Raw genomic sequence first — 16,461 nt, 5'->3', positions numbered from 1 at the left:
ATCAAAACAAGTGGTTTTACGCAGCAATACGCCAACGGTTGCCACTATTTTTGAAAACTTTTGAACCCCAAAAAAAGAAAATATAATGACTACTTTACCTATCAACACTGCGGGAATGGTTTTAATAAACGCCTATTTTCCGATGTTTTTGGAACGATTAAAACTTGTCGAAAATAAAACATTTACCTCCGACGAAAATCGCGAAAAAGCGGTACTGTATTTAAACTATCTGACAACGGGATTGGAAAAGACTGATGATCATTGGTTGGCATTGAGTAAAATACTTTGCGGTATGACTCCGGATACGGTTATCACCCAAGCGATCGAAGTAACAGAGCAGGAGGACGCGCTTGTTGACGGATTACTCAACGCGGCTATTAGTTATTGGTCGGCTATTGGTATGAGTTCGGTTGCGGGTTTCCGTGGCAATTGGCTAATCCGAAATGGAACACTTACCGAGTACGGTGAACGATGGGAAGTCAAAGTCGAAAAAAAAGCCTATGATTTACTGATCCATAAATCGCCTTTTTCTTTTTCAGTCATCAAATTTCCCTGGATGATCAAACCATTATATGTAGAGTGGAGGTATTAATTTGTTTTTGATTTTAGGATCAATGGTGTCACAATTAATGAAATTAATAATGCAGTTATTGTCGTAACAATTACGTTACCATATTCTTTTAATTCAAGTCCGCTAATAAACCGTATTAAGATTATTAGTGATGACAATGTAGTTACTACTATCCAGTATTTGGGATTGATTTTACTTTTTTCAATTTTGGTTAATGGTAGTTTATATAGTACTACTACAATTGTACCGATACCTAATAAGGTACTTGTATGCTGAGCGATTTTCAATACGGGAATTTGTGTGCCAAATATGTAAATAGTCTCTGTTAATATTGAAAATTTTTGTACGAAATAGCCAGAATCATGTGTAAAACTGTCCCAAAAAATATGTGATAACGCTCCGATTAAGATAGAAATCATAACAACATACCAATTCGTTTTGAAGTATTGATTCCAATCAAATCGTTTGTAAGTAGAGAATCTGAATTTTAAAAAATCTGGAAGATTGTTAAACAATTGGTTTCGGACAATAGTATGAAAAAGAAATGCGATTACTAATCCCAAAGGTAAATCAAACCAAAAATGCCCACTAAGTGAATGACTATAATTACTTTGAATTCGCATTCTTAAAAAATATTCAAAATCGGGCGTCATACTGCCAATTATAAGTCCAGTAAGAAAAAACCACTTTTTTGGTAGATAGGTTAATGGAAAAACGATAGCTGGGTGTGCAAAAGTAAAAGGCATTTTTTACGTCGTACGTTTTAATGTTTTGTTCCACGTCAATAGCAACAGTATAAAGGCAACAATACAGATCACAGCGGCCATATTGGTCTGAATAATAAAAGCATGGATGGATGCGGCAACCAGTATCGATTGGGTACGCCAAACGGCGAATGTCAGGATAAAAGCAAAAACAATACAGAAAGCCAGAAAAATCCAGAATCCACCATACTGATCAAAATTATTAAAAATTAACAGATGCCATATCGCCCAAAAAATACCGGAAATAAGACTTTTCAAGACATAATGCGTATTTCCCAGACTTTCGATCAGGTAACCACGCCAGGCATATTCTTCCATCAAATTGTAGATAAGTGCAAACGAACAAATCAGCAACGCCCATAGATGACTGTTAATGCCGTTAGTATTGTTAATTCCAAATCCGGCATAGCATAGTAATACTATAAAAGGGAATAACAGACTCTTGATTTTATGGTTTCCCAGTAGGGTAATTTCCTGCTTTACACCGCTAAATTTATAAAATAACAAAGCCGTTACCAGTGTAACGATACCGTGATTGTAATTAAAAGTAAAAGGAATGTCGGTAATACGGGTTAGAAGAAGGTTTAGAACATTCGGAAGTTTTCGTGCAAAATAAGTACCCCCTAAAATAGTTCCGTAGAACATTAGGATTCGTAGCCAGTTTATTTTTTTGAGTTGTTCCGGTACTGTCATCGTAATTTAGTTTTAAACGTTCCATTTCTGCAAATATATCTTTTAATAGAGAAAAAACAAGTTTTGAATGATCATCTATTGTATTGATCCAAAAAAAATCCGAGCAGATGGTCTTGCGTTTTTTGAAAAAAAGTATGCTACATGGTTCAAGCGTGTTGGCTCCATCTAAGGGCCTTTTACGAATTGTGAGTAGACAATAATAATCTTTTACGGCTAATGTCACCAAGTAATTCTTTAAATTTATCTAAGTTTGCCAGCTAAAATTTTAAGCCAGTAATGAAACAATTGTATTTTGCGATTAGTCTTTTTTATTTTCCGGAATAGCATTGCATCCGGTATTTGCACAAACCAATAAAGGGAAATTTATAAATGCTTCTGTAGGACTTGGGATCGTATCTCCTTACGATCAGGAAACCAGAATGACAACAGGTTCAGGATTTTATGCTCAGGGCGAATACGTTTGGTGTCCGCGTAGTTGGTTTGGTGTAATTCCCTATGCCGGGGTGGTGATTGCTAAGGCCAGATCGGAAGAAAAAGATGTAAATCAGGAAGAATACAACCTTAAAGCCAATACTGCGTTATTGGGAACCAAGGTTCGGCTTGCAGCACCTATCCCGTATGTCGCACCATTTATCGAAGTGGGTGTGGGAGTTTCTTTGGGTTCTTTTTATACCCATACTAAAGCGGATCATTATAGTAAAAATGGATTACTAATGCACGTTCCTTTTTCATTAGGATTGGCATTAGGGCGTAAACATAATGTCGAAATAAAATTCGCCTATTATTTACATGAATCGGTAAGACAAGATTCCGGTGGTGCGGCATTTGGACTTTCTTTTCCACTAGAGGATTAATAGATGATTCCGGATTTTTGCAAAATCCGGAATCATAAAAGAGTTTTAATAGTGATCGCAATTACATTTTTTCACGCTAGTATTTTTAGCACTATTGCGATCGGATGTTTATCGTTCGTTTTGTATTCCTATACCGGATGCGACACCTGATAATTACTTTTTTATCGATCGGTTTTAGAATAGTGTTATTGTTCTGCGATTAGAGCCGGTAATAAGAATTCCTGCATCATCCGGCGCACCTGCGGATGGGCGTAGGGTTTGTTGTAGGCCGTTGCGGTAATAACAATCACAAGAGGAACGTTTTGAAAAATATAGACTTTATTACCGCCATTTCCGCTACAGGCAAAGGCGTCATAATTTTTTCCTTTTACCGTAAAGTTTTCTTTCCAGAACAGATAACCGTATCCCGGTGTGTTGGAATCTTCCGGGAAATAATTGGTAAAACTTTTTTCAACCCATTCTTTTGGAAGCAGTTGTTTGCCATTCCACAAACCTTTGTTGGCATATAATTGTCCGTAGCGTGCCAGATCCAACGTTCGCAATTGTAAGCCGCCAGCCGTGTTGGCTACGTTTTGAGGGGTGTATTGCCATTGGTAGCTTTTAATTCCCAGTGGATTGAATAGTTTGGTCGCAGCGTAGGATTCCAGTCCTTTAGGCACCCTTTGGTTTAGAATATCACCCAAAAGGACTACTCCGGCTGTAAAATAATCCCAGTTTTTTCCGATTTGTTTTTCGGAATCCATTGGAAGATCCAATGCGAATTTAACCCAATTATCCGTAGGATACATGTTTTCTTCGTTGCCTGGCGAATCCGGATTCTGATCCGATCCGTCAAAACCGGAACTCATCGTAAGTAAACTTTTTAAGGTGACGTTGTTTTTTGAAATAGAATAGTGCGCAAAGTCTTTTAGCTTGTAAAACGGATTCAGAGTTTGATTTTCGTTTTTAATATAACCATCCCGTATGGCCATTCCCATAAGGGTGGAAGCAAAGGATTTTCCAACCGATCGGGTGTTGTGAAGGGTGTTGCGATCGCTACCGTTAAAATATTCTTCGAGCGCTAATTTTCCGTTTTGGATTACGACAATACTGGTGATGTCTTTAAAACGTTTTTCCTGAATTTTTTGGTTTAAAAGGCGGATCGTAGTAGTGTCGTAGGTAGCGGTTGCCAATGGCCAGTCGCTTTTTGGGGCGATTTTCTGAATAGCAATCTGATTTTCAGATAATGAAACTATCGGAGCCGTTACGATAAGACTTCCCTGTGCGATTAATGCACCGGTTTTGATAGTTGTACCGGATTTCAGATACGGACGGATCTCAATCGTAAGTTTGTGTTCCCCGGAAAACAATGCCTCTTCGCCGCCACCGTTAAAAAAGAAGCGTGACCATAAAAACCGTCCCCAGGAATCTTCACCCGATTTGCTGATAAGCGGAATCTGAAACGTGGTTCCTTTGGTTTTACTTTGAAGTGTTCCCGCACCGGTATTCAGGTTTTCGGTATAAAGTAGTTTGTCGTCGGCATAAAACGAAAACTGGAAATTTCCACTTTGAACTAATTCGGCAACGGTTAGATTTGGGCTTATAGTATGTAGAAAATTAACCAGCGAATTGCCCATAAAAACACCGAGGTATAAATCATTTCCGTCGCTATTCTGAAACGATTCCAGAAAATCGGATTCTGTTAGTTGTTCCGATGGAATGGATTTGGAGAGGAAAACCAACTTTCCAATGTTCTTTTGGTATAGGGGATTGGTATTTATTTCGGGGGTGGTAATGTTGTGTTGTGCCGTGACGCTAAACGATAATCCTAAAATAGTGATCATACACCAAAAGTATGCTTTCATCCTGTGTTTGTTTTTTGATTTTATGCTGTAAAAATAAGGAATCGGTTTTTTTGAAAATAGCATGAAATTAACATCAGAAATGCATTCGTTTGCGGAAAGCCAACGGCGTTATTCCCATATTTTCTTTAAAACAGCGGATAAAATGACTTTGATCGGAAAAGCCGGAATCCAAAGCAATGTCCGTAAGTGATTTGTATTTGTCCGGTAGTAAGGCAAGCGATTTTTTCACTTTTAACTTCCGGATATAGTTGCCAAGAGAACAACCAAAATATTTAGGGAAATAACGGGAAATATGAACAGGATGAATTCCTAAAAGGCCCGAAAGCTGTGAAAGGGAAAGACTTTGGAGCGTATCCTCATGTAATATTTCCTGTAGTGGTTTTATCCAATCGGGACGTGCGGAATAAACGGTTTTATTTTGACCTTTGATGTTTTCCAATACGTCAACAAGAAGCGTGTCGGTTGCCAAATGACTGGCGTTATCATGGATTTTACTTTCATAAAAAAGTTTGTAGAACAATAGTTTTACATCCGGATTTTTTACGGCAATACTTCCCTGTAGACTGTCGAGCGACAAATCGAACTGCTCCAGCCAGTGTTGTGCTATTTCGATATGAAATCCGCGGGTAAATCCGGGTGGTTTTTTATTGTAATGCGCATCATCCCAATTATGAAAAAGCAGCGAACCCGCTGTACATTCATAGATTTCTTTCCGGTTGCCTTCCAGCACTTTTCCCTGAATGATAAATGTAAAATAGGGCTTTTCGTGGTAATGCCAGTCTACTTTTTCATGGGTATACTCGGTATCGGTAATGGTGAGGCCTTTCCATTCCAGGTGACTGTTGGTTGCACCGAAAAATTGTCCTGTTTTGAGTTGTTTCATCTGTTTAAAACGAACTGTTTATGCAGTACGTTATTGGATAGCAATATAAGGAAATTTATAGTTTTGAGTCGGCATTTAGGCCTGTTTTCCGGTGCTGTTTGGATAATTAAAAAGAAAATCGTTACTAAATCAATCCTTTTTTAGGTTTAAAGAGGTTCTTATTTCCATTTCGGTTTGTTTTACAATTTGAGCCACAACGATGTCGAGTTCTTCGGCAGAATGGTTTAGGTAAAAGAGGAGTTCCTCTAATTCAGAACCTTCGACAGGATCAGATTTGATCAGTTCGGTGATTCCCATAATCCGGGATAATGGATTGCGGATAACATGGGATTGCAGATGCGCAATTTCCCGGAGTTTTTCATTCTTTTGTTCAATAGCGGTAATATATTCGGCTTCCGAAGTAATGTCTCTCACAATAGCGAGTCGTACCCAGGTACCGTTAAGGCGGATGTTACTGGCATTGATGTCGACCTGAATGCGGTTTCCCTTTTTACAGTAATGTTCGTCCCGTTGGTGTACGTAATCCTGGCGTATTTTATTTCGGAAAACCGCTTCATCACAGCGTATAAGATCCGTTATTTTCATATTGAGAAGCTCCTTAATGCTGTATCCGTAACAGTCTACGGCACTTTTATTTACATGAAGCATCCGGAGGCTTTGCGGGTCATAAATGAGCATCGGTAACGGATTAAAAATAAACAGGCTTTTATAGTGGGTTACGGCATCTTCCAATAGATTTTCCCGATTAATCTTTTCCTGAATTTCCAGACGGAGTTTCTGATATAGGTTTTCCGATTTTAAAATGGTTTTTTCGAAACCGCGGATGATATATAAAATAACGGCTACCATAACCAGATTCGAAAATATAAAATTAAAGGAGTATAAAACCCATCGATCCGGAATGTTGTCGTTCATTAATTCAAGCCGATTTACCGGAAATCCTTCGTATAAGGCAATACCAAATATGAGACAGATTATGGCATTGACGGCAACCGACAAGTAGGCCATTTTTTTTGAAAACAAAAGCGTAACAAATACACTGAGCAATAGAAGGAAGACCGTTCCGAACATTAGCGAATGCAGGGTTACGATTTTTATAATCGAGAAAGTGAGCATTATCGTAACACCAAAAAGTTTTTTAAACCGAATGTCCAGTTTTTTATGTAAAACGATTAGTACTATACATGTAAATGCCGCCAGATCGGTTATGGCGGTCAGATAACTATGATGTAAGCATTCGAGTATAATACTCGGAATTAGTGCAATGATACCGGTTGGTACCGCAAATTTTATGATTTGTGTGAAAAAACGATCTTTCCACATTTCATTTCTGTTCGGATATTTCTTCCCGGTATGCGTTCCTCTGTTTATAAAAACGGAGTAGCTTCTCCACGATTTTTCGAGGAGTTTGATCATAGAGGAAGCGCTTGTTCTCATATTAGGTTTGGTAAGGCTCAATTTTACGAATAAATTCTGTATCTCATCATGGCAATAAGAAGCATTTATCCTAAAAATATCAAAACCTGAAAAAATAAAAACAGTATGTTGATTAATAGGTTTTTATCCTTAAATTGGAATAGGAGAATGAACCAATATATAAGGTAAATTAACGATCAGATTAAAAAATACACATTCAGAATGCTAACAAATGCCTCAAATGTTCGAAAGTTTATCGGAAATAGTTGACAGGATCAAATGTCTTAAGCAATTAAAAATGTATCTTTCGCCTACTAGGGAAAGCATCCGGAATTGAGTTTGGAGACTTGAATCTTGTACAGTATACGGATAGATAAGATAAAATGAAGTCAGTGGTCACAATGTTTGTTTTCAAAAGGAGATTTACTTTATTTTAGACTGTCGGTAGTTTGTTAATTAAAAAAATGAGATATGCATTCAGCGAAACTTCAGAATATGTGGAACGATGCGCTATTGAACAATATGCAGCGTATCGGAAAAGAAGGTGTATTTATTGTAGATTTTGAAGGAAACATTGTTCGGGCAAATAAAAATGCTCTTGTAGCTTTTGGCCTTGACGAGAAAATCTATCAGGGCAGAAGTTGCTTTGAGTTGTTTCGACTTTCTTATGACGAAGACAGCACGCCACTGGATAAAAAAGAGTTACCGTTTTCGGTTACATTACAATACGGAAAAACCATTGAAAATAAGCTGTTGGGAGTGGCTATAGAAATGAAACCACTCACCTGGTTGTCTGTTAGCACACAGATGATGCCGATTTCAGATCTGAAATATGTCATAATTAGCTTTTTTGATGTGACAGAAATTGTAACGAAAAGTCAAAAATTAGAGAAGCGGAAAAATCAGTTGGATGCGCTTTTGGCTTCTATAGATGATATGATTTTTGAGGTAAGTGCTACCGGGGTAATCCTAAATTGCTGGACAAACGATAAAGACCAACTTTTCTACGAGCCTTCTCTTTTTCTGGGAAAAAATCTGGAAGCGCTGTTTCCTGGTGAACTCGGATGTTCTTTTGTAGCATTGATCAAAGATTCCTTAAGCCAAAATAAATCACTTAGTATGGACTATCAGTCACCCGTTCAAACCAATAGCGGGTTGTGGTACAGGATGCAGGCAAGGCCAATTTATTCTTCAAAAAGCAAAGTGGCTGTAATTATTACCGATATTACCAACCGAATGAAAATTGAAGAAGAAGTACGGATTAACGAACAAAAGTTTAATCAGGCATTTCTACATTCGGGATTGGGAATGGCTTTGGTCGATACCGAAGGACATTGTATTGATGTTAATAAAACGTTGATTAAGATGTTGGGGTACGACTTGTCTGAAATGGCACGAATGAGTTGCTGCGAATATACCCATCCGGATGACCTGTTGCTTGTTGAGGAAAATATAAAAAAGCTAAAATCCCTCGAAAGCGAAAGTTTTACGATCAAAAAACGGTATATCCATAAGGAAGGACACTATATTTGGTGTCTTCTCACGATGTCTACTGTTTTTAATCAACAGGGAAGCCCCGTTTTTTTTATTGCTCAGGTTCAGGATATCACATTGTACAGTAAATATGTCCAAACATTACAGCGCAATAACAGACAACTGGAAATTGCCACGATCGATCTGGAAACCAAACTACGGCAATTGGAAGAGTTCAATCAGATTGTAGCCCATAATCTGAGAGGACCGGCAGGTAATATCCAGATGTTGGTTGCCGAAATTGAGCATGCCGATAATGAAGCCGACAGAAAAGAATGTTTGCAACTCTTGCAATCGTCCAGTGACGGCCTTATCGCAATTATGGAGGAATTGATTGAAATACTCGAAGTGAGAGGTAGTAAATCGCTCCCTTTTGAAGAATGTAATTTTGAACGACTCTATAAAAAAACGATTCAGCAGTTTTCGGCAGAAATCTATGCTAAAAGCGCTGTGATTGAAACAAATTTTGAAATCAATGCTATTTCCTATTCCAGAATTTATCTGGAAAGTATCCTGCATAATCTGATCGGTAATGCGCTAAAATACACCATACCGGGTAGGAAACCACATATTTATATCAGATCCTATGTCGAAGAGGGAAAGAGTTGCCTGAGTGTTAGTGATAATGGAGTAGGCATTGATCTCGAAAGACATGGAACCCATATATTCAAATTCAGGAAAACCTTCCATACCGGATACGACAGTAAAGGTATCGGACTTTTTATGACAAGACATCAGATCGAGTCATTGGGAGGACGAATGTATGTGGAAAGCGAACCGGATAAAGGGAGTACCTTTTATATCCAGTTCAACTGATGCGTAAGCCCTAAATCACCCTTTATATGACAAATTTACGTATTGCTATTATCGACGATGATTCGATATTTCGTTTTATCTTCAGTAAGATGGTAAAGAAGTTTCCCGATGTTCACACGGAGGTCATCGGTTTCGAAGACGGCCTACAGGCCCTTAATTATTTTCAGGCGAATAAAGAAAAGAGTGAAACCTGGCCGGATATGTTGTTTGTAGACATTAATATGCCTCAGATGACCGGTTGGGAATTTATGGATGAAGTATGTCGGTTGGAATTGGATTATGTGAAAAATATTCCCGTTTTTATCCTGAGCTCTTCGACAAGTCTTGCCGATATTGAAAAAATAAACGAATATCACTTTATCGATGATTATTTGGTAAAACCATTAAAAAAGACATCCTTTATGGAACTACTGCACCAGTATCACCATAAAACTGCCCGAGTTATTAAAAAACCGGAATAATTGCTTTTACTACTTTAACAACCAAATACACCTGACAGGATTTTAAAACCAGTCAGGTGTTTTTTGTTTTTGGAGAGGTTGACAAGGATATACCTGTGCCCGATTCAATCTACCGCAACTACAGAATTGTCCCGCTCAAAAACTATTAATTGCAATTAAAATAAGTGAATTTTGATTCCGAAATAAAGAAGTAGAGATAAGCGCCTGTAAAGGAGTTGTATTCTGTATGATAAAAGAATAAATAGGACCAATTAAAATTGACGGCATGAAAGAAACACCTCTTGATAAAGAAAATAATCCACAGCAGACCGAACAAAAGAAAAAACAGACGGAGTCGATACCATTGCGTACACCCGAACCCGGAAAAAACAATTTCCCATCACAAAATTCAGGAGCCCCGGGAACGACACACGAAAGTGGGGGTAAAGGATCGGCAAACAATCCGGTACCAGCTACCCATGGAACGAATTCTGCGTATTCGGAAGGTTCCACGAAAATGCATACCAAACTTCAGGAAAGTTTGCAGCAAACCGGAAATTTAAACCATCCGGATACGAAAAAAAAAGAAATGGAGTATAAAAAGAGTCTGAAGATTGATGAGTTAAGAAAATATAATGATATAAAGTCGGGTATTGATAATGCAAATAAAACGAATACTGAAAAGCAACAGGAAACACCTCAGTTTATACCGCAAGCTACCACTAATAGCGGAAAATTCCGATTACCGGCTGTATATAAAAACCAAGGTAAATATACCGTAGACTTTCATGAAAATCAAACCGATTATGATGGCTCTCTGATCACAAGTAAAGAGCAATTTAATGCCTTTATGACACGGGTTCTCAACGAGTCTGATGTAGTATTGCCCGAAGACAAGCCTAATTATGCAACGCTTACAGGGGTTTTCGATGAAAATATGGTAAAATTACTGAAAGAAGGTAAAACCATTAATTACACACCGAAATCCAATAAAAGTGAGTTAGAGAAAGAAACAAAGAGTGAAAAAAGCGGTACGGGACAAGGAGCCGGAACAGGTCATGAAAATGGTGCGGGTGCGGCACAACCTAAAAAATCGGCAGAAGAATTACGGGCGGAGTACGATGCTTTTCCGGAAGCGGTAAAAAACCTGATTCGTACCTCCGAAGAGGGAGGTTGGGTAACTCCTGAAGAAAAACTAGCCGTTGCGCAATATATATTCGACAATCTTACCGTTTTGGAAATGCTGGATTATGCCAGTAAAACCAGTAAAAGTACGATGAGCCTTTTTGAATTTAAGGCGTCGATACAAAATTATAAAGGAGATAAAGCAAACCGGGAATCTAATCAAAAAGTAAAAGCTGATCTGGAAAAAAAACTCGGTACCGCCAGCTTTAAAGAGTTATACAAGCTTTATAAAGATTATGTTTTTTGGGTAGGACAAGCCAGTACAAGTGCGGCTATAAGTGGTATGAATAATCCTCAAGCTGGTCCGGATATCGGTAGTACGATGATTATGACGGATAAGGCGGAGATTCTTCGTAAAGCTTTGGAAAATGCAGGCTATAAAGGCGGTATATCGGAATTTGAAAAACTGATTCATCAATATGAAGCCGCTTTCGAGCAGGAGGCACTTTATACCGCTATTGATCAGTTGCAGAAGTATAAACATATCTTGTTTGAAGAAAAAAACAAACTCGAAAATCCGGCCTATTTACAGCAATTGCTCAATCAGCTCAAAGGAACCGGTGCCAAGGAAATGTATAGCGCGGGTAATTCGCAAATTGCTGGTGCTTCAAAGGTACATAAATACGCGGATGGTTTTGAAATACAAGTCGATTATGACGAACGCGACAAAGGACAACAAAAAGTAAACAAAGCCGACTCCCTGGTGGGGACTATCTCGAACGATCTGGTAAAAGAAAAACAGTTTGATAAACCGGCTTTTGCCCAAGTTTCGAATGCCGCCGAGCTCAAAGCGTTTATGAAAAACTATATTCAGGAGAAGGAAGAAAGTATTGACCATATACAGGAAAAAATAATCAATAATCCAGAGGCAATTTATGGAATGGATTTGCTGTATAACAGTTGTAAACAAGCTCAGGGTATTGCTCCGGGATCTACACTCGATGAAATTCTGACGGATAAAAAAAGCCAGATAGAACAATTTGAGTTTATAAAAAATCTTGCTATTGCTTTTGGAGCAATCGTGCTTACGATCGCTTCGGCAGGAACCGGTTCGTTGGCATTGGTAGCCTTAGGTGCTAATTTTGCCTTGAGTGCCTATACCGTATATGAAACTATAGAAACCTATAAAACCGAAAAAGACGGTTATAATGCCGGTTTATTGAGTGATGATCCAAGTTTGTTATGGGTGGTTATAGCCATTGTAGGAGCAGCGGTCGATGCAGCGGCTCTTAAAAGTGCTTTTAAAGCGGCAGAGCCATTAGCGGATGCTGCGAAAGAATTTAATAGAATTAAAGATGTTACAAAACTGGAAAAACGACTTGAAGCTATTACAGAGCTGAAAAAAGAAGTACGCGCCAATATTGTAAAACAAGCGAAGGTAGAAGCGCAATATGAGCGTGTAATGCAAGGTATAGCACAAGCCAAAAAGCTTACCAATGTTACGATACCCGGGCTTCTGCAAACCGGAGAGCTCTTGACACATCTTGTGTTTGCGATTAGAAAAGGAATACTTACATTTGAAGGAGTACTGTTGGAATTAAAAGCCGCTCGTTTAATAGAGGATTTGGGCACATTAAGCAAAGCGGACATCACTACTTTGGAACAGGTCTTTGCCAAAGCCAAAACGCTGGCCAAAGACGATAAGTTGGCTATAGAATTGGAGCAGGCATTGGCCGAACAGGATTTTTCGAAATTAAAAAGCTTGTTGGATGAATTTAATGTGACTTATGGTAAAAATATGCTTGAGAAATTTAAAAAACATTCCGCTCAAATAAGAAGAGTTGCCAAAAAGTTTGACATAGAAATTCCAACAAGTCCAACGAAAATTGAAACCCAAAAAGCGATGCAGAGTTTTGTAGACAAGGTAGTGATTGAAGGCGAAAAAAGACAGGGTGAATATATGACTTTAGGAATATGTAAATGGAGTAAGCTTGATGATGGTATCGTCGTACAAAAACTAGATGGAGAGTTTGTTACATTTTTAGATTATTCGCTAGGCGGTGTTTCAAAACAATGGGATAACATAAAATAACAAAATAAGATGGAAAAATTATTAGGTGTAAATATTACGAATCTAAAGAAAATAATAGTTGTTGAGCAGGATGATAAAACAGAATTGATCGATTCTATTTTAGTAAATAATGATTTGGTTTCGTATCAAATATATACGAATCATACGGGAATATATGTGAATACCGTTTACAATACACAAGATATTGTTGTTGATGGAGAATATGATGTTTCAGCTATTTTATATGAAACGATTTTAAATGTTGAGAATTTTAATATTGATAGTATAGAATTGTTTTGGGATGAATATAAAACCTATTTATTAGGATTTATATTAAAATCGAATTCAAAAGGCTTGTATTTTATTAATTTGGGTGATGAACTTATTTTGGAATCCGAAGAAGACTTTTTTGCTAAACTAAAGAATGCCACTAATTTTCAGACCGAAAAAATATAATTTGACTTCAAATTTTAGAAGTAACGTTTGATACTTTTACAAACAAAAAACACCTGACCGATTTTCAAAACCTGTCAGGTGTTTCTGTTTTTTGTATATAACAGGTTATTATTTACCGTCTACATAATCCTGAAGGTAACTAAAACGTTCGGTTAGTTTTCCACCTTCGGTGATTTTAGCGCGTTGTAAGATACCGTCTTTATCGTTATTGTAAAAAGCCGGAATCACGTGTTGCAGGAACATTTCGCCAAAACCTTCACTGGCATCTTTTGGCAATTCGCATGGCAGATTGTCTACCGCCATTACAACAATCGCACCCGGATGGTTCACATCCACTTCCTTGTCTTCACTTGGATAATAACCGTAAATCGGCTCGGCTATCGTTGAAGCGCGTAGCGTACAGGCAATTGGTCCTTCTACATCACAGGAGATATCGGCTACTACTTTGATTTTGTTATCCGGAGCATTTAACATCTCGCGGGTTAAGATTACCGGAGCGCCGTTTCCGTAAAAGTGACCTGCCATAAAAATATCGGATACTTTTGTAAAGCGCTCAAAATCGGATACATAATCCTGCGGATTGTGGTAGAAATCCTGATTGTCCAGTTTTTGTCCGTCTTTACGTTTGTTATAATCCAATACGTCGATTTGGGTATAAACCGGAGTGGCAAAATTTTTGGTCAGATAATCTTCAATTGAAACCTGTTTGATTTTCATCGCGTCCAGGATTTCTTTAGCACCCATACCCACTTTTCCATGTCCTGTTAAAACGATTTTAATAGGGGGTAAAAGTGGTCTTCTCAGGCGTTCCACCAAAGCCGCTTTGTCGGCTAAGGTTTCGGCTTTTGGAAGGTTAAAAAGATCAAATTTAATTCCGAAAGCTCTAAAACCGTTGTAAGCACCCACAATTCCGGCATAACGGCCAAAACCGATTAGTCGGTGGTTGGTTTCGTTTACAATCGTTTCATGATCAATCAGTCGGATGTTTTTCTCCAGACAAGCCACCAGCAGTTTTCGGTTATACGGTTGCTTTTTGATGGTATGCGAAAAGAAAAAATATTTTTTATCCGGGATCAGGGCATCAACCGGTACTTCTTTTACACCTAATAACACGTCGCAATCGCTCATGTCTTCGGTTACTTCAAAACCTAAGGCTTTGTATTCTTCGTCTTTAAAAATCCGGATATCGGATGCTTCAACTTTAATTTCCGTCTGCGGGTAGTGTTCCTTTAATGTAACGAGTTCTGTTGGCGAAAAAACCACGCGTCTGTCCGGCGGATTTTTTCGTTCCTTAATAATTCCAATTTTCATTTTACAGTAAGTAGCTTTGAGAATTTAGCATCAAAACAGTAAGAAAACTGTTATTAATGTAACTCTCGATGGGTTGTTTAGTTTGTTTTTAATAAATAGTTCCCAAATGTAACATTTAAAGAATAGTGTTGCAATTATTTTTAATTGAAAATTTAATCATTTATATTTGCGGTCTGGTTTTTGCTGAGTATAGCAAAGACAACTGTTCGGGGACGACTGGTTTTGACAGCGAGTGGAATTGGACAGTAAGCACGTCGAGCGCTGGGACACAGCTCGTAAATATCATGTTTCAAACTTATAAACGGCGAAAATAATTACGCTTTAGCTGCTTAATCCGAATTATAGTACGATTTGCCTAGTTCCGACAAGGTCGGAAAGCTGGATTCTCCTCAAAAGCCTTGGTTTATGGCGTTTGGAATAGGGGAACCGTAAAAGTAAACCTAGGAACGGTAATGCTTTAAATCCGTTCTGACACTGATAAAGCTAAGCAAAAAGTGGCGGTTTCCGGCCTTGCTTTTTGTCGAAAATTTAATCGGAAACTAAGCGTGTAGAAAGCTCTTCGATTGCTTGTTTGGACGAGAGTTCGATTCTCTCCGTCTCCACATTAACAAAGCGCAATTCCTATATTCATTAGGGATTGCGCTTTTTTTGAATAATAATCCAGTCAATATTTAGTCGACATTTTTTTCAATCCCCCAAAGGAAGTACTGACTTCGGTATATAGATAAGGTTGCATAAAACGGCTATCAGGCAAAATAGATGTATCAATAGCCCATATTTAAACACCTTATAAAAATGGCAACAGCTAAAACATTTAAAAATGAAAAGCCTTTACATATGTATACGTTTTGAAAAAGTATAGCCGTTACTTTTGCTTCAGTAATTAAAATAAATCAATTTTTTGTCAGTCATGATTAATGCTAAAAACAATTTATATAAAAGCAGTTATTTCCCAATTTTATCCATCCTCATTTTATTATTTTTTGGCTGTTCACAAACTGAAAAGAATAAAGCGAACCATCAAAAAAACATGAAACACATCATTCATAAAAACCCAAAAACACTCTTCGATCCTACGCCTTTTGATTTTTCACACGCTACAAGTGCCTCAGGTAACGGAAAATATGTATTTATCTCCGGGCAAAGCGGCGGAGAGGATTTAAAACATACGCTTTCTAAGGATTTTAGAACGCAGGTTAAATTTGCTTTGCAAAATTTAGAAACCGTGCTTCAAGAATACGATCTAAAAGCAGATGACGTCCTTAAAATCACCGTACTCATTGTGGATCACGATCAGGAGAAACTTAAAATATGGACAGAGGAAATGCATAAAGTGTGGACCAATAATGAATTTCCCGCAAGTACTTTGATTCCGGTTCCGCGCCTTGCGCTCGATGGTATGCTGGTAGAAGTTGATGCTGTTGCTTTTATGCCATTATAAGCGTTGCAGAAAGTAGGAAAGTCATTTGTATGACGCTGTTTTCGGTTTTGAAAAAAAGCCTGTAATTCATCGAATTACAGGCTTTTTTATTGTATTATAAGAAAAGACTTATAATATGTACTATAAAAAACTTTTTAATAAAGACTTAAATGCCAATTTAAAGAATATCAATAGATTTTTACTAAATTGTGGCAAAGTCCAAAATTAGTATTTAGAGTGGTGAATTCTGAGGAATCCGATGGG

13 protein-coding genes and 1 other RNA gene are annotated in these 16,461 nt (G+C 37.8%); 8 read left to right on the top strand and 6 right to left on the bottom strand.

Annotation, left to right across the window (positions count from 1 at the left end; translation table 11 throughout):
* Positions 1-85: 85 nt before the first annotated feature.
* Entirely contained in the window at positions 86-592 is a 507-nt protein-coding gene (locus E6C50_RS03670) for a contractile injection system tape measure protein (protein WP_136401834.1), read from the top strand.
* Here E6C50_RS03670 and E6C50_RS03665 read toward each other — a convergent pair.
* Both E6C50_RS03665 and E6C50_RS03660 read right to left on the bottom strand, forming a co-directional pair.
* Positions 589-1,317, bottom strand: a complete 729-nt coding sequence (locus tag E6C50_RS03665) for a DUF4184 family protein (RefSeq protein ID WP_136401833.1) — start codon at positions 1,315-1,317, stop codon at positions 589-591. The two genes, E6C50_RS03670 and E6C50_RS03665, sit on opposite strands and share 4 nt — an antisense overlap.
* Positions 1,318-1,320: 3 nt before the next feature.
* The gene (locus E6C50_RS03660; RefSeq protein ID WP_136401832.1) at positions 1,321-2,028 is read right to left on the bottom strand and encodes a CPBP family intramembrane glutamic endopeptidase; all 708 of its coding nucleotides are present in this window, start codon (positions 2,026-2,028) and stop codon (positions 1,321-1,323) included.
* A 326-nt stretch (positions 2,029-2,354) separates the two neighbouring features.
* On the opposite strand from E6C50_RS03660, the gene E6C50_RS03655 reads away from it, so the two are divergent.
* Complete coding sequence (locus E6C50_RS03655) at positions 2,355-2,882, top strand: hypothetical protein (RefSeq protein WP_136401831.1); 528 nt, start codon at positions 2,355-2,357, stop codon at positions 2,880-2,882.
* Between the two features lie 185 nt (positions 2,883-3,067).
* Here the strand turns inward: E6C50_RS03655 and E6C50_RS03650 are convergent, their stop codons facing one another.
* From E6C50_RS03650 to E6C50_RS03640, 3 genes are all read right to left on the bottom strand, one after another.
* Entirely contained in the window at positions 3,068-4,726 is a 1,659-nt protein-coding gene (locus E6C50_RS03650; protein ID WP_136401830.1) for a serine hydrolase domain-containing protein, read from the bottom strand.
* Positions 4,727-4,799: 73 nt separating this feature from the next.
* On the bottom strand, positions 4,800-5,609 hold the full coding sequence (locus E6C50_RS03645) for a helix-turn-helix domain-containing protein (protein WP_136401829.1): 810 nt from the start codon (positions 5,607-5,609) through the stop codon (positions 4,800-4,802).
* A gap of 129 nt (positions 5,610-5,738) precedes the next feature.
* Positions 5,739-7,046: a PAS domain S-box protein gene (locus tag E6C50_RS03640; protein ID WP_136401828.1), complete on the bottom strand. Its 1,308-nt coding sequence runs from the start codon at positions 7,044-7,046 to the stop codon at positions 5,739-5,741.
* Positions 7,047-7,496: 450 nt separating this feature from the next.
* On the opposite strand from E6C50_RS03640, the gene E6C50_RS03635 reads away from it, so the two are divergent.
* From E6C50_RS03635 to E6C50_RS03620, 4 genes are all read left to right on the top strand, one after another.
* The gene (locus tag E6C50_RS03635) at positions 7,497-9,374 is read left to right on the top strand and encodes a PAS domain-containing sensor histidine kinase (protein WP_136401827.1); all 1,878 of its coding nucleotides are present in this window, start codon (positions 7,497-7,499) and stop codon (positions 9,372-9,374) included.
* 26 nt (positions 9,375-9,400) lie between these two features.
* Positions 9,401-9,835: a response regulator gene (locus E6C50_RS03630; RefSeq protein WP_136401826.1), complete on the top strand. Its 435-nt coding sequence runs from the start codon at positions 9,401-9,403 to the stop codon at positions 9,833-9,835.
* Between the two features lie 265 nt (positions 9,836-10,100).
* The gene (locus E6C50_RS03625; RefSeq protein WP_136401825.1) at positions 10,101-13,031 is read left to right on the top strand and encodes a hypothetical protein; all 2,931 of its coding nucleotides are present in this window, start codon (positions 10,101-10,103) and stop codon (positions 13,029-13,031) included.
* 9 nt (positions 13,032-13,040) lie between these two features.
* The gene (locus tag E6C50_RS03620) at positions 13,041-13,466 is read left to right on the top strand and encodes a hypothetical protein (RefSeq protein WP_136401824.1); all 426 of its coding nucleotides are present in this window, start codon (positions 13,041-13,043) and stop codon (positions 13,464-13,466) included.
* A gap of 108 nt (positions 13,467-13,574) precedes the next feature.
* On the opposite strand, the gene E6C50_RS03615 is transcribed toward E6C50_RS03620, so the two are convergent.
* Complete coding sequence (locus E6C50_RS03615) at positions 13,575-14,777, bottom strand: NAD(P)-dependent oxidoreductase (RefSeq protein ID WP_136401823.1); 1,203 nt, start codon at positions 14,775-14,777, stop codon at positions 13,575-13,577.
* A 208-nt stretch (positions 14,778-14,985) separates the two neighbouring features.
* Between E6C50_RS03615 and ssrA the strand changes: the two genes are divergently transcribed.
* Together ssrA and E6C50_RS03605 are read left to right on the top strand one after the other, a co-directional pair.
* Positions 14,986-15,382, top strand: a transfer-messenger RNA (tmRNA) gene (gene ssrA, locus E6C50_RS03610).
* 425 nt (positions 15,383-15,807) lie between these two features.
* The gene (locus E6C50_RS03605; protein WP_136401822.1) at positions 15,808-16,218 is read left to right on the top strand and encodes a RidA family protein; all 411 of its coding nucleotides are present in this window, start codon (positions 15,808-15,810) and stop codon (positions 16,216-16,218) included.
* Positions 16,219-16,461 lie beyond the last annotated feature (243 nt).

Source organism: Flavobacterium supellecticarium, from assembly GCF_004801375.1.
Classification (GTDB): domain Bacteria; phylum Bacteroidota; class Bacteroidia; order Flavobacteriales; family Flavobacteriaceae; genus Flavobacterium; species Flavobacterium supellecticarium.
This window is presented reverse-complemented; position numbering and strand designations above follow the sequence as displayed.

Bases quoted from the DNA above. Each gene is read 5' to 3' on its own strand.
- E6C50_RS03605 (WP_136401822.1), top strand. From the start codon at position 15,808: ATGAAACACATCATTCATAAAAACCCAAAAACACTCTTCGATCCTACG.
- E6C50_RS03620 (WP_136401824.1), top strand. From the start codon at position 13,041: ATGGAAAAATTATTAGGTGTAAATATTACGAATCTAAAGAAAATAATA.
- E6C50_RS03625 (WP_136401825.1), top strand. From the start codon at position 10,101: ATGAAAGAAACACCTCTTGATAAAGAAAATAATCCACAGCAGACCGAA.
- E6C50_RS03665 (WP_136401833.1), bottom strand. From the start codon at position 1,317: ATGCCTTTTACTTTTGCACACCCAGCTATCGTTTTTCCATTAACCTAT.
- E6C50_RS03650 (WP_136401830.1), bottom strand. From the start codon at position 4,726: ATGAAAGCATACTTTTGGTGTATGATCACTATTTTAGGATTATCGTTT.
- E6C50_RS03630 (WP_136401826.1), top strand. From the start codon at position 9,401: ATGACAAATTTACGTATTGCTATTATCGACGATGATTCGATATTTCGT.
- E6C50_RS03635 (WP_136401827.1), top strand. From the start codon at position 7,497: ATGCATTCAGCGAAACTTCAGAATATGTGGAACGATGCGCTATTGAAC.
- E6C50_RS03640 (WP_136401828.1), bottom strand. From the start codon at position 7,046: ATGAGAACAAGCGCTTCCTCTATGATCAAACTCCTCGAAAAATCGTGG.
- E6C50_RS03670 (WP_136401834.1), top strand. From the start codon at position 86: ATGACTACTTTACCTATCAACACTGCGGGAATGGTTTTAATAAACGCC.
- E6C50_RS03660 (WP_136401832.1), bottom strand. From the start codon at position 2,028: ATGACAGTACCGGAACAACTCAAAAAAATAAACTGGCTACGAATCCTA.
- E6C50_RS03645 (WP_136401829.1), bottom strand. From the start codon at position 5,609: ATGAAACAACTCAAAACAGGACAATTTTTCGGTGCAACCAACAGTCAC.
- E6C50_RS03615 (WP_136401823.1), bottom strand. From the start codon at position 14,777: ATGAAAATTGGAATTATTAAGGAACGAAAAAATCCGCCGGACAGACGC.